The sequence below is a fragment of the Pleomorphomonas diazotrophica genome, assembly GCF_002844595.1.
GTDB lineage: Bacteria > Pseudomonadota > Alphaproteobacteria > Rhizobiales > Pleomorphomonadaceae > Pleomorphomonas > Pleomorphomonas diazotrophica.
In genome coordinates this window covers 78,496-90,812 of record NZ_PJNW01000017.1, presented here as the reverse complement: position 1 = coordinate 90,812, position 12,317 = coordinate 78,496, and the positions used below count along the sequence as shown (strand labels likewise).

13 protein-coding genes are annotated in these 12,317 nt (G+C 66.8%); 7 read left to right on the top strand and 6 right to left on the bottom strand.

Features of this window, described 5'->3' with window-relative positions:
• The first annotated feature begins 66 nt into the window (after positions 1–66).
• Complete coding sequence (locus CXZ10_RS19510; RefSeq protein WP_180336086.1) at positions 67–744, top strand: DUF1223 domain-containing protein; 678 nt, start codon at positions 67–69, stop codon at positions 742–744.
• Between the two features lie 19 nt (positions 745–763).
• Here the strand turns inward: CXZ10_RS19510 and CXZ10_RS19505 are convergent, their stop codons facing one another.
• A complete protein-coding gene (locus CXZ10_RS19505; RefSeq protein ID WP_101291040.1) occupies positions 764–1,006 on the bottom strand; it encodes an Lrp/AsnC ligand binding domain-containing protein in 243 nt (80 codons plus the stop codon).
• Positions 1,007–1,280: 274 nt separating this feature from the next.
• Here CXZ10_RS19505 and CXZ10_RS19500 point away from each other — a divergent pair, with 274 nt between their 5' ends.
• On the top strand, positions 1,281–1,886 hold the full coding sequence (locus tag CXZ10_RS19500) for a hypothetical protein (protein WP_101291039.1): 606 nt from the start codon (positions 1,281–1,283) through the stop codon (positions 1,884–1,886).
• Here the strand turns inward: CXZ10_RS19500 and CXZ10_RS19495 are convergent.
• Positions 1,870–2,766, bottom strand: a complete 897-nt coding sequence (locus CXZ10_RS19495) for a metallophosphoesterase family protein (protein WP_101291038.1) — start codon at positions 2,764–2,766, stop codon at positions 1,870–1,872. The two genes, CXZ10_RS19500 and CXZ10_RS19495, sit on opposite strands and share 17 nt — an antisense overlap.
• Positions 2,767–3,245: 479 nt before the next feature.
• Between CXZ10_RS19495 and CXZ10_RS19490 the strand changes: the two genes are divergently transcribed.
• Positions 3,246–3,725: an NUDIX domain-containing protein gene (locus CXZ10_RS19490; RefSeq protein WP_101291037.1), complete on the top strand. Its 480-nt coding sequence runs from the start codon at positions 3,246–3,248 to the stop codon at positions 3,723–3,725.
• A gap of 59 nt (positions 3,726–3,784) precedes the next feature.
• On the opposite strand, the gene ahpD is transcribed toward CXZ10_RS19490, so the two are convergent.
• Together ahpD and CXZ10_RS19480 are read right to left on the bottom strand one after the other, a co-directional pair.
• Entirely contained in the window at positions 3,785–4,318 is a 534-nt protein-coding gene (gene ahpD, locus CXZ10_RS19485; RefSeq protein WP_101291036.1) for an alkylhydroperoxidase, AhpD family, read from the bottom strand.
• Positions 4,318–4,872, bottom strand: coding sequence for a peroxiredoxin (locus CXZ10_RS19480; RefSeq protein ID WP_101291035.1), 555 nt, complete (start codon positions 4,870–4,872; stop codon positions 4,318–4,320). The genes ahpD and CXZ10_RS19480 overlap by 1 nt, the downstream gene beginning before the upstream one ends.
• Before the next feature lie 357 nt (positions 4,873–5,229).
• Between CXZ10_RS19480 and nifB the strand changes: the two genes are divergently transcribed.
• Genes nifB through CXZ10_RS19460 form a run of 4 tightly spaced genes read left to right on the top strand, consistent with a single transcriptional unit; the run spans position 5,230 to position 10,066 of the window.
• Positions 5,230–6,684, top strand: coding sequence for a nitrogenase cofactor biosynthesis protein NifB (gene nifB / locus CXZ10_RS19475; protein WP_101291034.1), 1,455 nt, complete (start codon positions 5,230–5,232; stop codon positions 6,682–6,684).
• Positions 6,685–6,699: 15 nt separating this feature from the next.
• Positions 6,700–7,857 carry a cysteine desulfurase family protein gene (locus CXZ10_RS19470; RefSeq protein WP_101291033.1) on the top strand — a complete coding sequence of 386 codons (1,158 nt, stop codon included), beginning with the start codon at positions 6,700–6,702 and terminating at the stop codon, positions 7,855–7,857.
• The gene (nifV, locus tag CXZ10_RS19465; RefSeq protein WP_101291032.1) at positions 7,854–8,999 is read left to right on the top strand and encodes a homocitrate synthase; all 1,146 of its coding nucleotides are present in this window, start codon (positions 7,854–7,856) and stop codon (positions 8,997–8,999) included. Before CXZ10_RS19470 ends, nifV begins: the two co-directional genes overlap by 4 nt.
• A 59-nt stretch (positions 9,000–9,058) precedes the next feature.
• Entirely contained in the window at positions 9,059–10,066 is a 1,008-nt protein-coding gene (locus CXZ10_RS19460; protein WP_101291031.1) for a Gfo/Idh/MocA family protein, read from the top strand.
• A gap of 19 nt (positions 10,067–10,085) precedes the next feature.
• On the opposite strand, the gene CXZ10_RS19455 is transcribed toward CXZ10_RS19460, so the two are convergent.
• Positions 10,086–11,015, bottom strand: coding sequence for an ROK family protein (locus tag CXZ10_RS19455; protein WP_101291030.1), 930 nt, complete (start codon positions 11,013–11,015; stop codon positions 10,086–10,088).
• Positions 11,016–11,061: 46 nt separating this feature from the next.
• A complete protein-coding gene (locus CXZ10_RS19450) occupies positions 11,062–12,282 on the bottom strand; it encodes an MFS transporter (protein WP_101291029.1) in 1,221 nt (406 codons plus the stop codon).
• Positions 12,283–12,317 lie beyond the last annotated feature (35 nt).

The following is a 12,317-nucleotide window of genomic DNA, read 5'->3' as shown; positions in this document are numbered from 1 at the left end:
TTCGGCGGATTTGCTCGCGGCATGGCATCATGCTGCGTCGCATTAGCAGTCGGCAGCGGCAGTGCCATGGCAGCCGACCTTGTTGAATTGTTCACCAGCCAAGGCTGTTCGGCCTGTCCGCCAGCCGATAAGGTTCTCGCCCGTCTCGCCAAGGACCCCGATACCGTCGCTCTCACCTTCGCCGTCGATTATTGGGACTATCTCGGCTGGCGCGACACCTACGCCAAGCCGGAGTTCACCCGTCGCCAGCGAGAGTATGCCAAGGCCCGCTTCGATCACGCCGTCTTCACGCCGCAGGTGGTGCTCAACGGCCGTGACGCGGTGATCGGCAGCCGCGAAGACGAGATTCGCGCGTCGCTCGACGTCATGCGCGACAATGGCGAGACACCCGACCTTGCCATTACCACTCGGATCAGCAACGACCGCATCGTCGTCACCCTGCCCCCAAGAGACTATGACGGCGAGGCTTCGGTATGGATTGCCGGCTACTTGCCGCCCAAAACGGTGGACATCGCCTCCGGCGAGAACCGTGATCTTGCCGTCACCTACGTCAATGTCGTCGACCGCATGCAGGTGGTGGGCCTCTGGTCCGGCGAGGCCATGACGCTGGAACTGCCTCTCGCCGACGTGGCGCCCGAAGGGACCGCCGGCCTCGCAGTCATCGTTCAAGCCAAGAAAGACGGACTGCCCGGCCCGATCATCGGAGCGACCCGGCTGGCGCTCCAGGGCGGCAGCGGCAGCTGACCGGCGATCCCGCTCTTCCTCAGAATGCCCGGAAAGTCAGCGTCGTCAGCGTCCGCACGATGCCCGGAATCGACGAGATCTTCTCGTTGATGAACTTGCCGATGTCGTCATGAGCAGACGCATCGACGTAGACCTTCATCAGAAGATCGTATTCGCCCGACGTCGAATAGAGCTCCGACGCGATCTCAAGAGCATATATGGCATCCGCTACGGCATAGGTCCGGCCGGGGGCGCACTGCAACTGGATGAAAACGGGCTTCATGATCTTCCTCCTCGCCGCCGGCCGTCGCGCGGCACATGGCATCAGGAAAGACTTCAAACACCACGCGTGGCCGGTCGGCAAGCCCTACCTGAGCCTCCGCCGATCAGGTTAAAGCATTGGCCGGCGGTCTCCTGACGTCACTGAGGTCGGCGCGCTTGCCGGTCCCCGGCCAAGCGCTGTGGGCAATGGAATGGTTAAGCTAGTCCTAATTTCGCCATCCCTGTATGCTTTTACAGGATCGGTCCGAATCCGGGCCCAATCGGCAGGATGACCCATGACTGGCGGCGAGGCAGGCGACAACAAGACCGGCGAGGGCAAGGTCCGGCGTCTTTCCGACGCCGTGCGCCGCGTTCGCATCGCCGAGAGCGAGCGGGCCGACGCCTATGCCGACCTGCACGAAGGCGACCGGGCGCGCCTGGAGCTGCTGGCCGAGGAACTCGCCGGCGTGTTCTCCGACTTGCCCACCGACGATGCCTACTTCATCTGCAAGGTGGCCGGCTCGACGCCGCCGCGCCTGTGGATCGACCCCACCACGCATGTCGTCATGGCGCGCGACCGCCGCTCCTACCGCCTCCTGAAGGATACCCGTCTCGGCCGCCTGACGTTGCATGAGAGCGCCGACCTCGACGACACCGCCGACGCGGTGATCGACTACATCGCCGAGCGAGTGATCGAACGCGAGCGGGCCATGGAGAGCGACGCGCTTCTTGGCAAGCTGCGGACCGTCGCATTGGACCGTGACGAGACCGGCAGCGCGGTATCCGGTGAGGCGAATGACCGGGGATCGACGCTGATCTGGGCGCTGATCGTCTTCCTGGCCGGCTTCGCCGTCGGTGCGCTCGGCCTCGTTGCCTATGCCTGGTTCATGGTGCCGGGCTGAGGATTTCCTCGCTGCGCGTTTCGACGAAGGCGCCCCCCGCCATCGCCTGCATCAGCCGATGACGCATCCGGAAGCCTGCATCGGTTCGCTCGATGTCGAACAGGTTGAAGCCGGCGGCCGGATGGTCGCCGTCCGGCCGTTGTGTCGCGGCAGGAACCCCGATCACCGGTACGGCGCCCTTCGGGCCGACAAGCGACAGCCGCGTCGGCTGGTGCGTATGGCCGTGCAGCACGAGCTCGGCCCCATGGCGAGCGATCACCTTGCGGAAGCGCGAGGCTCCAGACAGCCGCTTGTGCCAGGCGGTCGCCCCCTTCACCGGCGGATGATGGATCAGCACCACCCGGCAGAGGCCGGCCCGGCCGAGCTTGTCAAGCGCCGTCGCCAGCCGCTCTTCCTGCTTCTCCGAGAAGGTGCCGGTTGCCATGAACGGCCCGGTTGCCACCGCCGACGACGCGCCGACGATGGCGACATCACCCCGCCGCCGCACATAGGGCCAGCCTTCCGCCTCACCGGCGTCGGCCGTCATGTAGGCCGCCCAGGCCTTGCGCGCCCGGCGTGCCGCACCCGGCACATAGGCATCGTGATTACCCGGAACGGCGCTGACCACGTTACCCGATCCGATCAGCGCCAGGAAGGCGGACGCCGTGGCATACTCGTTGGCGAGCGCGATGTTGACGAGGTCACCCGTCACGGCGATATGGTCCGGCCGCTCGGCGGCGATCGCGGCGATCAGCGCCGCTTCGACGTCGTCGCCAAAGGCGCGCGACCGATTGCGATGCCAGTTGACGTAGCCGATGATGCGCTTGGAGGCGAGATCGCGAAGACGCGCCTCCGGCAGCGGGCCGAGATGCAGATCGGAAATATGGATCAGGCGAAACATGTTCCTTGGGTAGCCGATGCCTGCTTGTCGGTAAAGACGGATGGCTCGGCGACCAAGAAAAGGGGCGGACCGCCGCCCGGCGATCCGCCCCGAATGGTATGCTCACGAAGTTGGTTCACGCCTCGAACCGTTGCGCGTCCGATCCGGACTAACGCCCCCAGAAAGTCAGCACAGCGGCGACGATATGGGGATTGTTCGCGTCGACGGCCGACACCCAACTATAACGATGGGCACGGTTGAAGCGACGGCGGAAGAGGGAAAACATGATGGCCTTCTTCAGAGGTTGTTGAGAGAAACCACGAGCGACTTCTCTTTCACATGAAAGCTATAACAAATGCACAATGTTTTTGCCATGAGGCTAAACACTGAGCTTTCCTTTGAGTTAAAACTGGTTAACCCAAAGTATGACCTAGACGAAAGGCTAAAGCACCTGTTCGGAAGTTTGTCGACTTTCAAACCAGGGGCGGCGTGAGGAGTTCATGGTGGCAAACCGCCTGATCGAAGCGGCGCAACCCCTTGTCGGGCAAGCCCGATCCCTGCTCGTCCGCCTGTGGGGCGGCACCACGCTGGGCGTGCGCGCCATGGCCTTCGACGAGGGGCGCGTGCTCCTGGTGCGCCATACCTATGTGTCCGGCTGGCACTTTCCCGGCGGCGGCGTACACGCCCGCGAGACGGCCGAGGCCGCCGCCCGCCGCGAGCTGCTGGAGGAAACCGGCTACGAAGCCGCGGGGCCAGCCCGCTTCCTCGGCCTCTACTTCAATCCCGCCATGGCCGGTCGCGATCACGTCGCGCTCTATCATGTGCCGGTCTGCTCGGTGCGCCGCGCTTTCATCGCCAACCGCGAGATCGCCGAGATCGGTCTCTTTCCGACGAACGATCTCCCGGAGGGAACCACCGCCGCCACGCGCCGGCGCCTCGCGGAGATGTTCGAGGGATTGCCACACACCGACCGGTGGTAACGGAACGCCCGGCCGGAGGATGTCCGGCCGGGCGCAAAGGCTTCAAACGCTGAGCGAGATCAGGCGGCGACCACGGCCGCCGTCTCGAGCGCCACCGCCGCCGACTGGATGATGGCGGCGAAGCGAACGGCGGTCTGCACCGCCGAGGCCGGCAACCCGCCCTCGCGCACCACCTTCTCGTGGCTGTCCATGCACATGCCACAGCCGTTGATCGCCGAAACGGCGAGGCACCACAGCTCGAAGTCCACCTTGTCGACGCCCGGCTTTCCGATCAGCTGCATGCGCAGCCGTGCCGGCATGGTCCGGTACTCGGGGTTCGAGGTGAGATGCAGGAAGCGGTAGTAGACATTGTTCATGCCCATGAGCACGCCGGCACCGCGGGCGGCATCCAGCGCCTCGGCGGAGAGGTGGCTCGCCGCCTCCCCTTCGAGCGCCGCCGCGACGTCCGCGTTGCGCGTGGCATGGCCACAGGCCACGAACAGGCCGTACTTCTGCTGCGGCGTCAGGCTGTCGTCCTCGGCAATCGCCGAGAGGTTCAGCTTCACGTCGCGGGCGTAGGAGGGCAGCCTGTCCTGCAGGCTCGCGATGCTCATCAGGCGGCCTTCAGCGTTTCGCCGCCGACCTCGCGGTTGCACGGGCAGAGCTCGTCGGTCTGCAGCGCATCGAGGACACGCAGCGTATCCTTCGGATTGCGACCGACGTTGAGGTTGGTGCCGTAGATATGCTGGATGGTGTTGTCGGGATCGACGATCACCGTCACGCGGTAGGCGACGCCAGCCGGCGAACGCACGCCGAGGCCGTCGGTCAGCGAACCGTTGGTGTCTGCGAACGACCAGATCGGCAGCTTGTCGAGATCCTTGTGGTCACGCCGCCAGGCGAGCTTCACGAACTCATTGTCGGTGGAGCCGCCGAGCACGACCGCGTCGCGGTCCTCGAAATCCCTGGCAAGGCGGGCAAACTCGGCGATCTCGGTCGGGCAGACGAAGGTGAAGTCCTTCGGATAGAAGAAGATGACCTTCCACTTGCCGGGGAAGGACGCCTCGGTCACTTCCTCGAATGCGGAGACGCCCCCTTCGACGTGATTGTTGAAACCGGGCTTGACGCCGGTGACGGTGAAGGAAGGGAGCTTGTCGCCAATACCGAGCATGTTGACTATCCTCGTTACGAGTGAGTTTGAAACGGACGGCCGGCACTATCGGCACATCCGGGATGAATTGCAAGCCTTTCTTAGAGGCATTTTAAAGTATGCCGCTTCTAACTGATAAATAAGGGTTTTGCCTGATATTTGCTGACTAAATGATGCAAAAGGCGCCGAAGCTGGATTTCCCACACTTTTCAGCCTTCCCATTCCCCGCCGCCGCCGTGTCGCAAGTCCGACAAAGCCTGTCGCCCGGGCATGTCGCTTTCACGGCACAGCCAAAAAACACACTGACAAACAATAGCTTACGGCTTGGCATATCGCTTGCGGAGCATGGCGCGATCTCGTTTCGCTCGGAGAGTGCCCATGTCCCCGCAGATCGTCTCCCTCGACAGCCTGACGGCCTCGCCAAGCGCCCGGCGCGGCGGCTGTGCATCCTCGTCTTGCGGCACGTCGGCCCCACCCGCCGATATCGATGCTGCGACCTGGGAAAAGATCAAGGATCATCCCTGCTATTCGGAGGAGGCGCACCACTATTTCGCGCGCATGCATGTGGCGGTGGCGCCGGCCTGCAACATCCAGTGCAACTACTGCAATCGCAAATACGACTGCTCCAACGAGAGCCGGCCGGGGGTCGTCTCCGAACGCCTGACGCCGGAGGAGGCCGTGCGGAAGGTGGTGGCGGTGGCCGCCGCCGTGCCGGAACTGTCCGTGCTCGGCATTGCCGGCCCCGGCGACGCGCTGCATGACTGGAAGAACACCCGCGCCACCTTCGAGGCGGTACGCAAGGTCATCCCCGACATCAGGTTCTGCCTCTCCACCAACGGCCTCGCTCTTCCCGACCATGTCGACGAGATCGCCGACATGGCCATCGATCACGTGACGATCACCATCAACGCCGTCGATCCGAAAATCGGCGCCAGGATCTACCCCTGGATCTTCTTCGACCACAAGCGACGTACCGGCCTGGAAGCCGCGACCATCCTCCTCGAACGCCAGATGCTCGGCCTCGAAAGGCTGACGGCGCGCGGCATCCTGGTGAAGATCAACTCGGTGATGATTCCCGGCATCAACGACCATCATCTCCCGGAGGTCAATCGGGCGGTGCGGGCGCGCGGCGCCTTCCTGCACAACGTCATGCCGCTGATTTCCGATCCGGCACACGGCACCCATTTCGGGCTTACCGGCCAGCGCGGGCCGACGCCGGCCGAACTCAAGGCCCTGCAGGACCGGCTCGAGGGCGGTGCCAAGTTGATGCGCCACTGCCGACAGTGCCGCGCCGACGCCATCGGCCTCCTGGGCGAGGATCGCGGCCAGGAGTTCATCCTCGACCGACTGCCGGAGACCGTCGCCTACGACCCCGCTGCCCGCGACGCCTATCGCGCCTTCGTCGCCGCCGAGCGCGGCGACCGGGGCGCCGCCCGCGACGATGCCCTCCGGTGCATCGACGCGGTGGCCGACGACGCCCGCCTCCTCGTCGCCGTCGCCACCAAGGGCGGCGCCCGCGTCAACGAACACTTCGGCCACGCCCGCGAGTTCCAGGTCTACGAGGCGGGGCCGAAGGGCATCACGCTTATCGGCCATCGCAAGGTCGACGCCTATTGCATGGGCGGCTTCGGCGAGGATGCGACGCTCGGTCCGACCATCGCCGCCCTCGACGGCATCGACACAGTGCTCTGCGCCAAGGTGGGCGACTGCCCGCGCGAGGCGCTCCTGGCCGCCGGCATCACCGTGACCGACGCCCATGCCTACGACTATGTCGAGACCGCGGTAGGCAAGGTCTACGCCGAGCGCTTCGGCCGCGCCGCCGCCGTCGCCTGATCATCTGGGGTTGTCATGGCCACCGGTGCGATCGTCTATCTCGATGCCAACGCCACCACACCGGTCGATCCGCGCGTGGCCGAGGCCATGCTGGCGGCGCTCACGGGCCTGCCGGGCAATCCATCGTCCGCCCACGCCGCCGGTCGCGCGGCACGGCAGGCCGTTGAAGCCGCCCGACGCAACGTAATGGCGCTTGTCGGCGCCGAACGCCCCGACGAAATCGTCTTTACCTCCGGCGGCAGCGAAAGCAACGTCGCCGCCATTCACGCGGCGCTTGCCGCCCGGCCCGGCCGGCGCGAGGTGGTGACGTCGAGCGTCGAGCACGCATCGGTCCGGGCAACGCTCGACCGCCTCGTGGCGACGGATGGCCTCATCGTCCACCGTCTTCCCGTCGATGCATCCGGCCGGCTCGATCTCGACGCCTATCGCGCCGCGCTCGGACCCGGCACCGCCCTCGTTACGCTGATGAGCGCCAACAACGAGACGGGCACGCTGTTTCCGATCGCCGACCTCGTACCGGCCGCCCATGCCGCCGGCGCGCTCTTCCATACCGACGCCGTGCAGGCCGCCGGCCGACTTGATCCTTCGATCGCCGCCACTGGCGTCGACATGGCCTCCCTCAGCGCCCACAAGCTGCACGGCCCCAAGGGCGCCGGCGCCCTCTACATCCGACGCGGCACGCCCTTCAGAAGCCTGATCACCGGCGGCGGCCAGGAACGCGGCCGCCGGGCCGGCACGGAGAACGTGCCTGCCATCGTCGGCTTCGGCGTCGCCGCCCGGCTCGCCCGCGCAGACGATCAGATGGCCGGCATCGCCCGCCTGCGCGATCGCCTTGAGACGAGCATCACCGCAGCGCTCCCCGGCACACGCATCCTCGGCGACCGCGAAGCGCGCCTTGCCAACACCGCCTGTCTCGCCTTTCCCGGCGCCGACGCCGAGATGATGCTGCATCGCCTCGACCAACTGGGCATCGCCGCGTCCTCGGGTTCCGCTTGCGCCGTCGGCACGGCCGCGCCGAGCCACGTGCTGCTCGCCATGGGGCTTGAGCATATCGCCGGCTCGACCATCCGCTTTTCGCTCTCCCGCTGCAACACCGACGCCGACATCGACCGCCTTCTCGCCGTCCTGCCGGGCATCGCGCGGGAAGCCCGCATCCTGGAGATCGTGGCATGACCTGTGTCCGCCTCAACGACACCACGCTGCGCGACGGCGAACAGGCGCCGGGCGTCGCCTTCACGCGGTCCGAAAAACTGGCCATCGCCGAAGCGCTCGCCGCCACCGGCATCGCCGAAATCGAAGCCGGCACACCCGCCATGGGCGATGAAGAGGTCGGCACCATCGCCGCCATCGTCGGTTTGGCGTTGCCGACGCGCATCGCCGTCTGGTGCCGCATGCGCGACGAGGACATCGCGGCCGCCGTCCGCAGCGGCGCGCCGGCGATCAACCTGTCGATCCCTGCCTCCGACCTGCAGCTGGCCGCCAAGCTCGGCATCGACAGGCGCGAGGCACTCGCTCGCATCGCCCGTTTCGTGCCGATGGCTCTCGACCTCGGTCTTTCGGTGTCAGTCGGCGCCGAGGACGCCTCGCGGGCCGACCCCGACCACCTCGCCGCCATGGCCGACGCGGTGGAACGCGCCGGCGGCTGGCGCTTTCGCCTCGCCGACACCGTCGGCGTGCTCGATCCGCTCACCACGGCGACGCTGGTCGCCGGCTTGAGGGCCCGCACCTCGCTGGCCCTGGAGTTCCATGGCCACGACGACCTCGGCCTTGCTACCGCCAACACGCTCGCCGCCCTGCGTGCCGGCTGCGCGGAAGCCTCCGTCACCGTGCTCGGTCTCGGCGAGCGGGCCGGCAACGCGGCGCTGGAGGAGGTGGCCGTCGCCCTCCTCCGCCTCGATGGCCACTCGACCGGCATCGACCTCCCGTCGCTGAAATCCTTGGCCGAAATGGTCGCGACCGCATCCGGTCGCGGCGTGCCGCCTGGAAAGGCCGTGGTCGGCCGCGACGTCTTTGCCCATGAGAGCGGCCTGCATGTTGCCGGGCTTCTCAAGGAAGCCGAGACCTATCAGGGCCTTGACCCCCGGTTGCTCGGACGCCAGCACTCGGTGGTCGTCGGCAAGCATTCCGGCGCCCAGGCGCTCGCGCATGTGCTGGCGAGTCGCGGCGTTGCGCTCACCCCGCAGCTTGCCGCACCGCTCATCGAGGCGGTACGGCGGGCGGCCACCGAGCGGAAGCGGGCGCTGACCACCGGCGAGCTCGCTCATTTGCACGCGGCGCTCACAGCCTCGCCCGACCGATCGTCCGGCAACGGCTGACCGCTTCCCTTCCCGAGGGCCCTCCCCTATAAATCGTACAAAACCTTAGGGAGGCGCACATGTCCACGCAGAAGCCGGTTCGTATCGGCGTCGTTTCCACAGCCAGAATCGCCCGTGAGAAGGTAATCCCGGGCTTCCGCACAACGCCCTGGCTGGAGGTGGCGGCCATCGCCTCGCGCAACACCGAAACGGCGAAGACAACGGCGGCCGCCCTCGGCATTCCCACGGCCCATGGGTCCTACGAGGCGCTGTTCGCCGACCCGACCATCGAGGCGGTCTATATTCCGACGCCCAATGACAGCCATGTCGACCTGACCCTCGCCGCCGCGCGCGCCGGCAAGCATGTGCTCTGCGAGAAGCCGGCGGCGATGAACGCCGGGGATGCCGAGCGTCTTGCCGCTCTGCCGCCGGGCATCGTCTATCTCGAAGCCTTCATGGTCCGATATCATCCGCAGTGGCTGAAGACGCGCGAACTCGTGCGTGCCGGCGCCATCGGCCGCCCCGCCGCCGCACAGTCCTTCTTCTCCTATTTTCTCGATGACCCCGCCAACATCCGCAACAAGCCGGAAAACGGCGGCGGAGGTCTCTGGGACATCGGCGTCTATCCGATCGTCACCGCCCGCTTCGTGTTCGACGCCGAGCCGCAGCGGGTGATCGGCCTGATCGAGCTGGATCCCAAGTTCGGCACCGACGTGCTGACCTCCGCCATCCTCGACTTCGGCGAGGGGCGGCACCTGACCTTCACCGTCGGCACGCAGACCGTGCCGCACCAGCGCGTCAACGTCGTCGGCTCCGCCGGCCGCATCGAGGTGCTGATTCCGTTCAATGCCCCGGCAATGCAGGAGACGGTGATTCGCCTCGATCGCGGCACGGCGCTCGGCGACGCCGAGATCGAGGAGATCCGCCTACCGGCCTGCGACCAATATGGCCTGCAGGGCGAAGCCTTCGCCAAGGCGATCCGGGGCGTCGAGCCGCTGGCTTACGACCAGAACGACGCGGTGAAGATGATGAAAATCCTCGACGCCATCGTCGAGTCCGGAAAGACGGGCCGCTGGGTCAGCCTGTAAGGAAACGCCGCGCCGCCTTTCACTCCTTCCAGAGGAAGGCGGCGCCTCTGACGCCGGAGCTGTCGCCGTGCCTGGCCTTGCGGATGGGCGTCGCCACGCTGTCGGAGAAGACAAGGCGACTGCCCTCGCCCTGCCAGAGGTTGGTGCGGGCCGATAGAAGCTTGGGCACGTCGTCGTAGAGCTCGCCGACGTTGCTCATGCCGCCGCCGAGCACGAACACGTCGGGGTCGACGAGGTCGATGATCAGCGCCAGCGACCGGGCAAGACGGTCGACATAGCGGCCATAGACTGCCGTGGCCGTGGCGTCGCCTGTCCGCTTGAGTTCGATCACCTGCGACGCCTTGCGGGCAACGCCGGTGGTGGTCTTGTAGTCGAGCTCGAAGCCGGTGCCCGAGCAGAACATCTCAAGGCAGCCGTGCCGGCCGCACCAGCATTGGGGACCAGGATACTCGCCTTCCCTGGGCCAGGGCAGCGAATAGTGCCCGATCTCACCGGCGAGGCCCTGAAAGCCGGCGTGGCTCTTGCCGCGGATGGCGATGCCGCCGCCATGGCCGGTGCCCAGGATGATGCCGACCACCACGTCGAGCCCGGCGCCGGCGCCGTCCACCGCCTCGGAGACGGCAAGGCAGTTGCCGTCGTTGGCAAGCCGCACCGGCCGGCCGAGGGCCGCCTCGAGGTCGCGGCCGAGCGGCTTCCCGTTCAGCCAGAAGGCGTTGGAGTTGCGGATGAGGCCGGTCAGCGGGTTGGGGCTGCCGGGCAGGCCGATGCCGACGCTGCCCGTCTCGCCGGTCGCTGTCTCGACATGGCCCACCAGATCGACCACCGCCCGGATCGAGGCGTCATAGTCCTCCCGCGGCGTCGGGATGCGATGGCGGCAAAGCTCGACCCCCAGGTCATCGAGCCCGATCACCTCCATCTTCGTCCCACCCCAGTCGATCCCGATGTACATTCGCTTCCTCCTTGCGGCCGGCACTCCTCGATAGCAGAGGAACCAATCAACTGCCGTCGAGCTTCTCGGCCCGGCGAAGATCGGGGAAGATCACCGACCACAGGCCGGCAACGACGAGCGTGCCAACGCCACCGAACACCACCGCCGGCACGGTGCCGATCAGCGCCGCCATGCTGCCGGCGCGAAACTCGCCGAGCTCGTTGGACGCACCGACGAACACCATGTTGACCGCCGACACGCGGCCGCGCAGCTCGTCGGGCGTGGCAAGCTGGATCAGCGTCTCGCGCACATAGACCGAGATCATGTCGCCGGCACCCATCAGGCCGAGGCAGAGGATCGACAGCCAGGGCGTTATCGAAACGCCGAACACCACGGTGGCGAGACCGAACACCGCTACGCCCAGGAACATCTTGACGCCAGCCATCGTCCGGATCGGAAACCGGGCCAGGAGCGCCGCCACCAGGATGGCGCCGACGCCGGGCGCCGCTCGCATCATGCCGAGACCGGTCGGGCCGAGCACCAGGATGTCGGAGGCGTAGATCGGCATCAACGCCACTGCGCCGCCGAGCAGGACCGCGAACAGGTCGAGCGAGATGGCGCCGAGCACGATCCGGCTGGAGAAGACGTAGCGAAAGCCAGCAGAAACGGCCTGCCAGGCCGGCTCCTTCTCACCCTGCTTCACGGTGATCGGCGGCATCGCCAGCATCAATCCTACCGCGGCGGCGAGCAGCACGACCGCCGTGCCGAAGGCGACCAGTTCGGAAATCCCATAGAGCAGGCCGCCAGCTACCGGTCCGCCGATGGCCGCCACCTGCCAGGATGACGACACCCAGCCGATGGCGTTGGCGAGCGCCTCTCGGGGCACGAGGTTCGGCACCACCGACTGCATGGCCGGCCCCATGAAGGCGCGCGCGATGCCCATCACCAGGAGGATGACATAGATCGGAGCGACACTTGGCGACGCCGTCCACGACAGTACGAACAGCCAGACGGCTGCGGCGGCCTCGATGCCAAAGCAGGCGATGATGATGAGGCGCCGCGACACGCGGTCGGCCACCGTGCCGGTGATGAGCACCAGGAGGAAGGCCGGCAGGAACTGCATCAGCCCGACATAGCCGAGCGCCATCGGATCGCGGGTGAGGTCGTAGACCTTCCAGCCGACGGCGACCACGACGATCTGGATGGCGAAGGTGGCGAACAGGCGGGCCAGCCAGTAGAGGAGATAGGGCCGGTGGGCAAAGGCGTTCGGCGAAGGCTGATGGCTCATTGGGGCACTCGGGCAACGCGGCTCGGGGGCGGCAG

Bases quoted from the DNA above. Each gene is read 5' to 3' on its own strand.
- nifB (WP_101291034.1), top strand. From the start codon at position 5,230: ATGTCCCCGCAGATCGTCTCCCTCGACAGCCTGACGGCCTCGCCAAGC.
- CXZ10_RS19455 (WP_101291030.1), bottom strand. From the start codon at position 11,015: ATGTACATCGGGATCGACTGGGGTGGGACGAAGATGGAGGTGATCGGG.
- CXZ10_RS19510 (WP_180336086.1), top strand. From the start codon at position 67: ATGGCAGCCGACCTTGTTGAATTGTTCACCAGCCAAGGCTGTTCGGCC.
- CXZ10_RS19470 (WP_101291033.1), top strand. From the start codon at position 6,700: ATGGCCACCGGTGCGATCGTCTATCTCGATGCCAACGCCACCACACCG.
- CXZ10_RS19505 (WP_101291040.1), bottom strand. From the start codon at position 1,006: ATGAAGCCCGTTTTCATCCAGTTGCAGTGCGCCCCCGGCCGGACCTAT.
- CXZ10_RS19495 (WP_101291038.1), bottom strand. From the start codon at position 2,766: ATGTTTCGCCTGATCCATATTTCCGATCTGCATCTCGGCCCGCTGCCG.
- CXZ10_RS19450 (WP_101291029.1), bottom strand. From the start codon at position 12,282: ATGAGCCATCAGCCTTCGCCGAACGCCTTTGCCCACCGGCCCTATCTC.
- ahpD (WP_101291036.1), bottom strand. From the start codon at position 4,318: ATGAGCATCGCGAGCCTGCAGGACAGGCTGCCCTCCTACGCCCGCGAC.
- CXZ10_RS19480 (WP_101291035.1), bottom strand. From the start codon at position 4,872: ATGCTCGGTATTGGCGACAAGCTCCCTTCCTTCACCGTCACCGGCGTC.
- CXZ10_RS19460 (WP_101291031.1), top strand. From the start codon at position 9,059: ATGTCCACGCAGAAGCCGGTTCGTATCGGCGTCGTTTCCACAGCCAGA.
- CXZ10_RS19490 (WP_101291037.1), top strand. From the start codon at position 3,246: ATGGTGGCAAACCGCCTGATCGAAGCGGCGCAACCCCTTGTCGGGCAA.
- CXZ10_RS19500 (WP_101291039.1), top strand. From the start codon at position 1,281: ATGACTGGCGGCGAGGCAGGCGACAACAAGACCGGCGAGGGCAAGGTC.
- nifV (WP_101291032.1), top strand. From the start codon at position 7,854: ATGACCTGTGTCCGCCTCAACGACACCACGCTGCGCGACGGCGAACAG.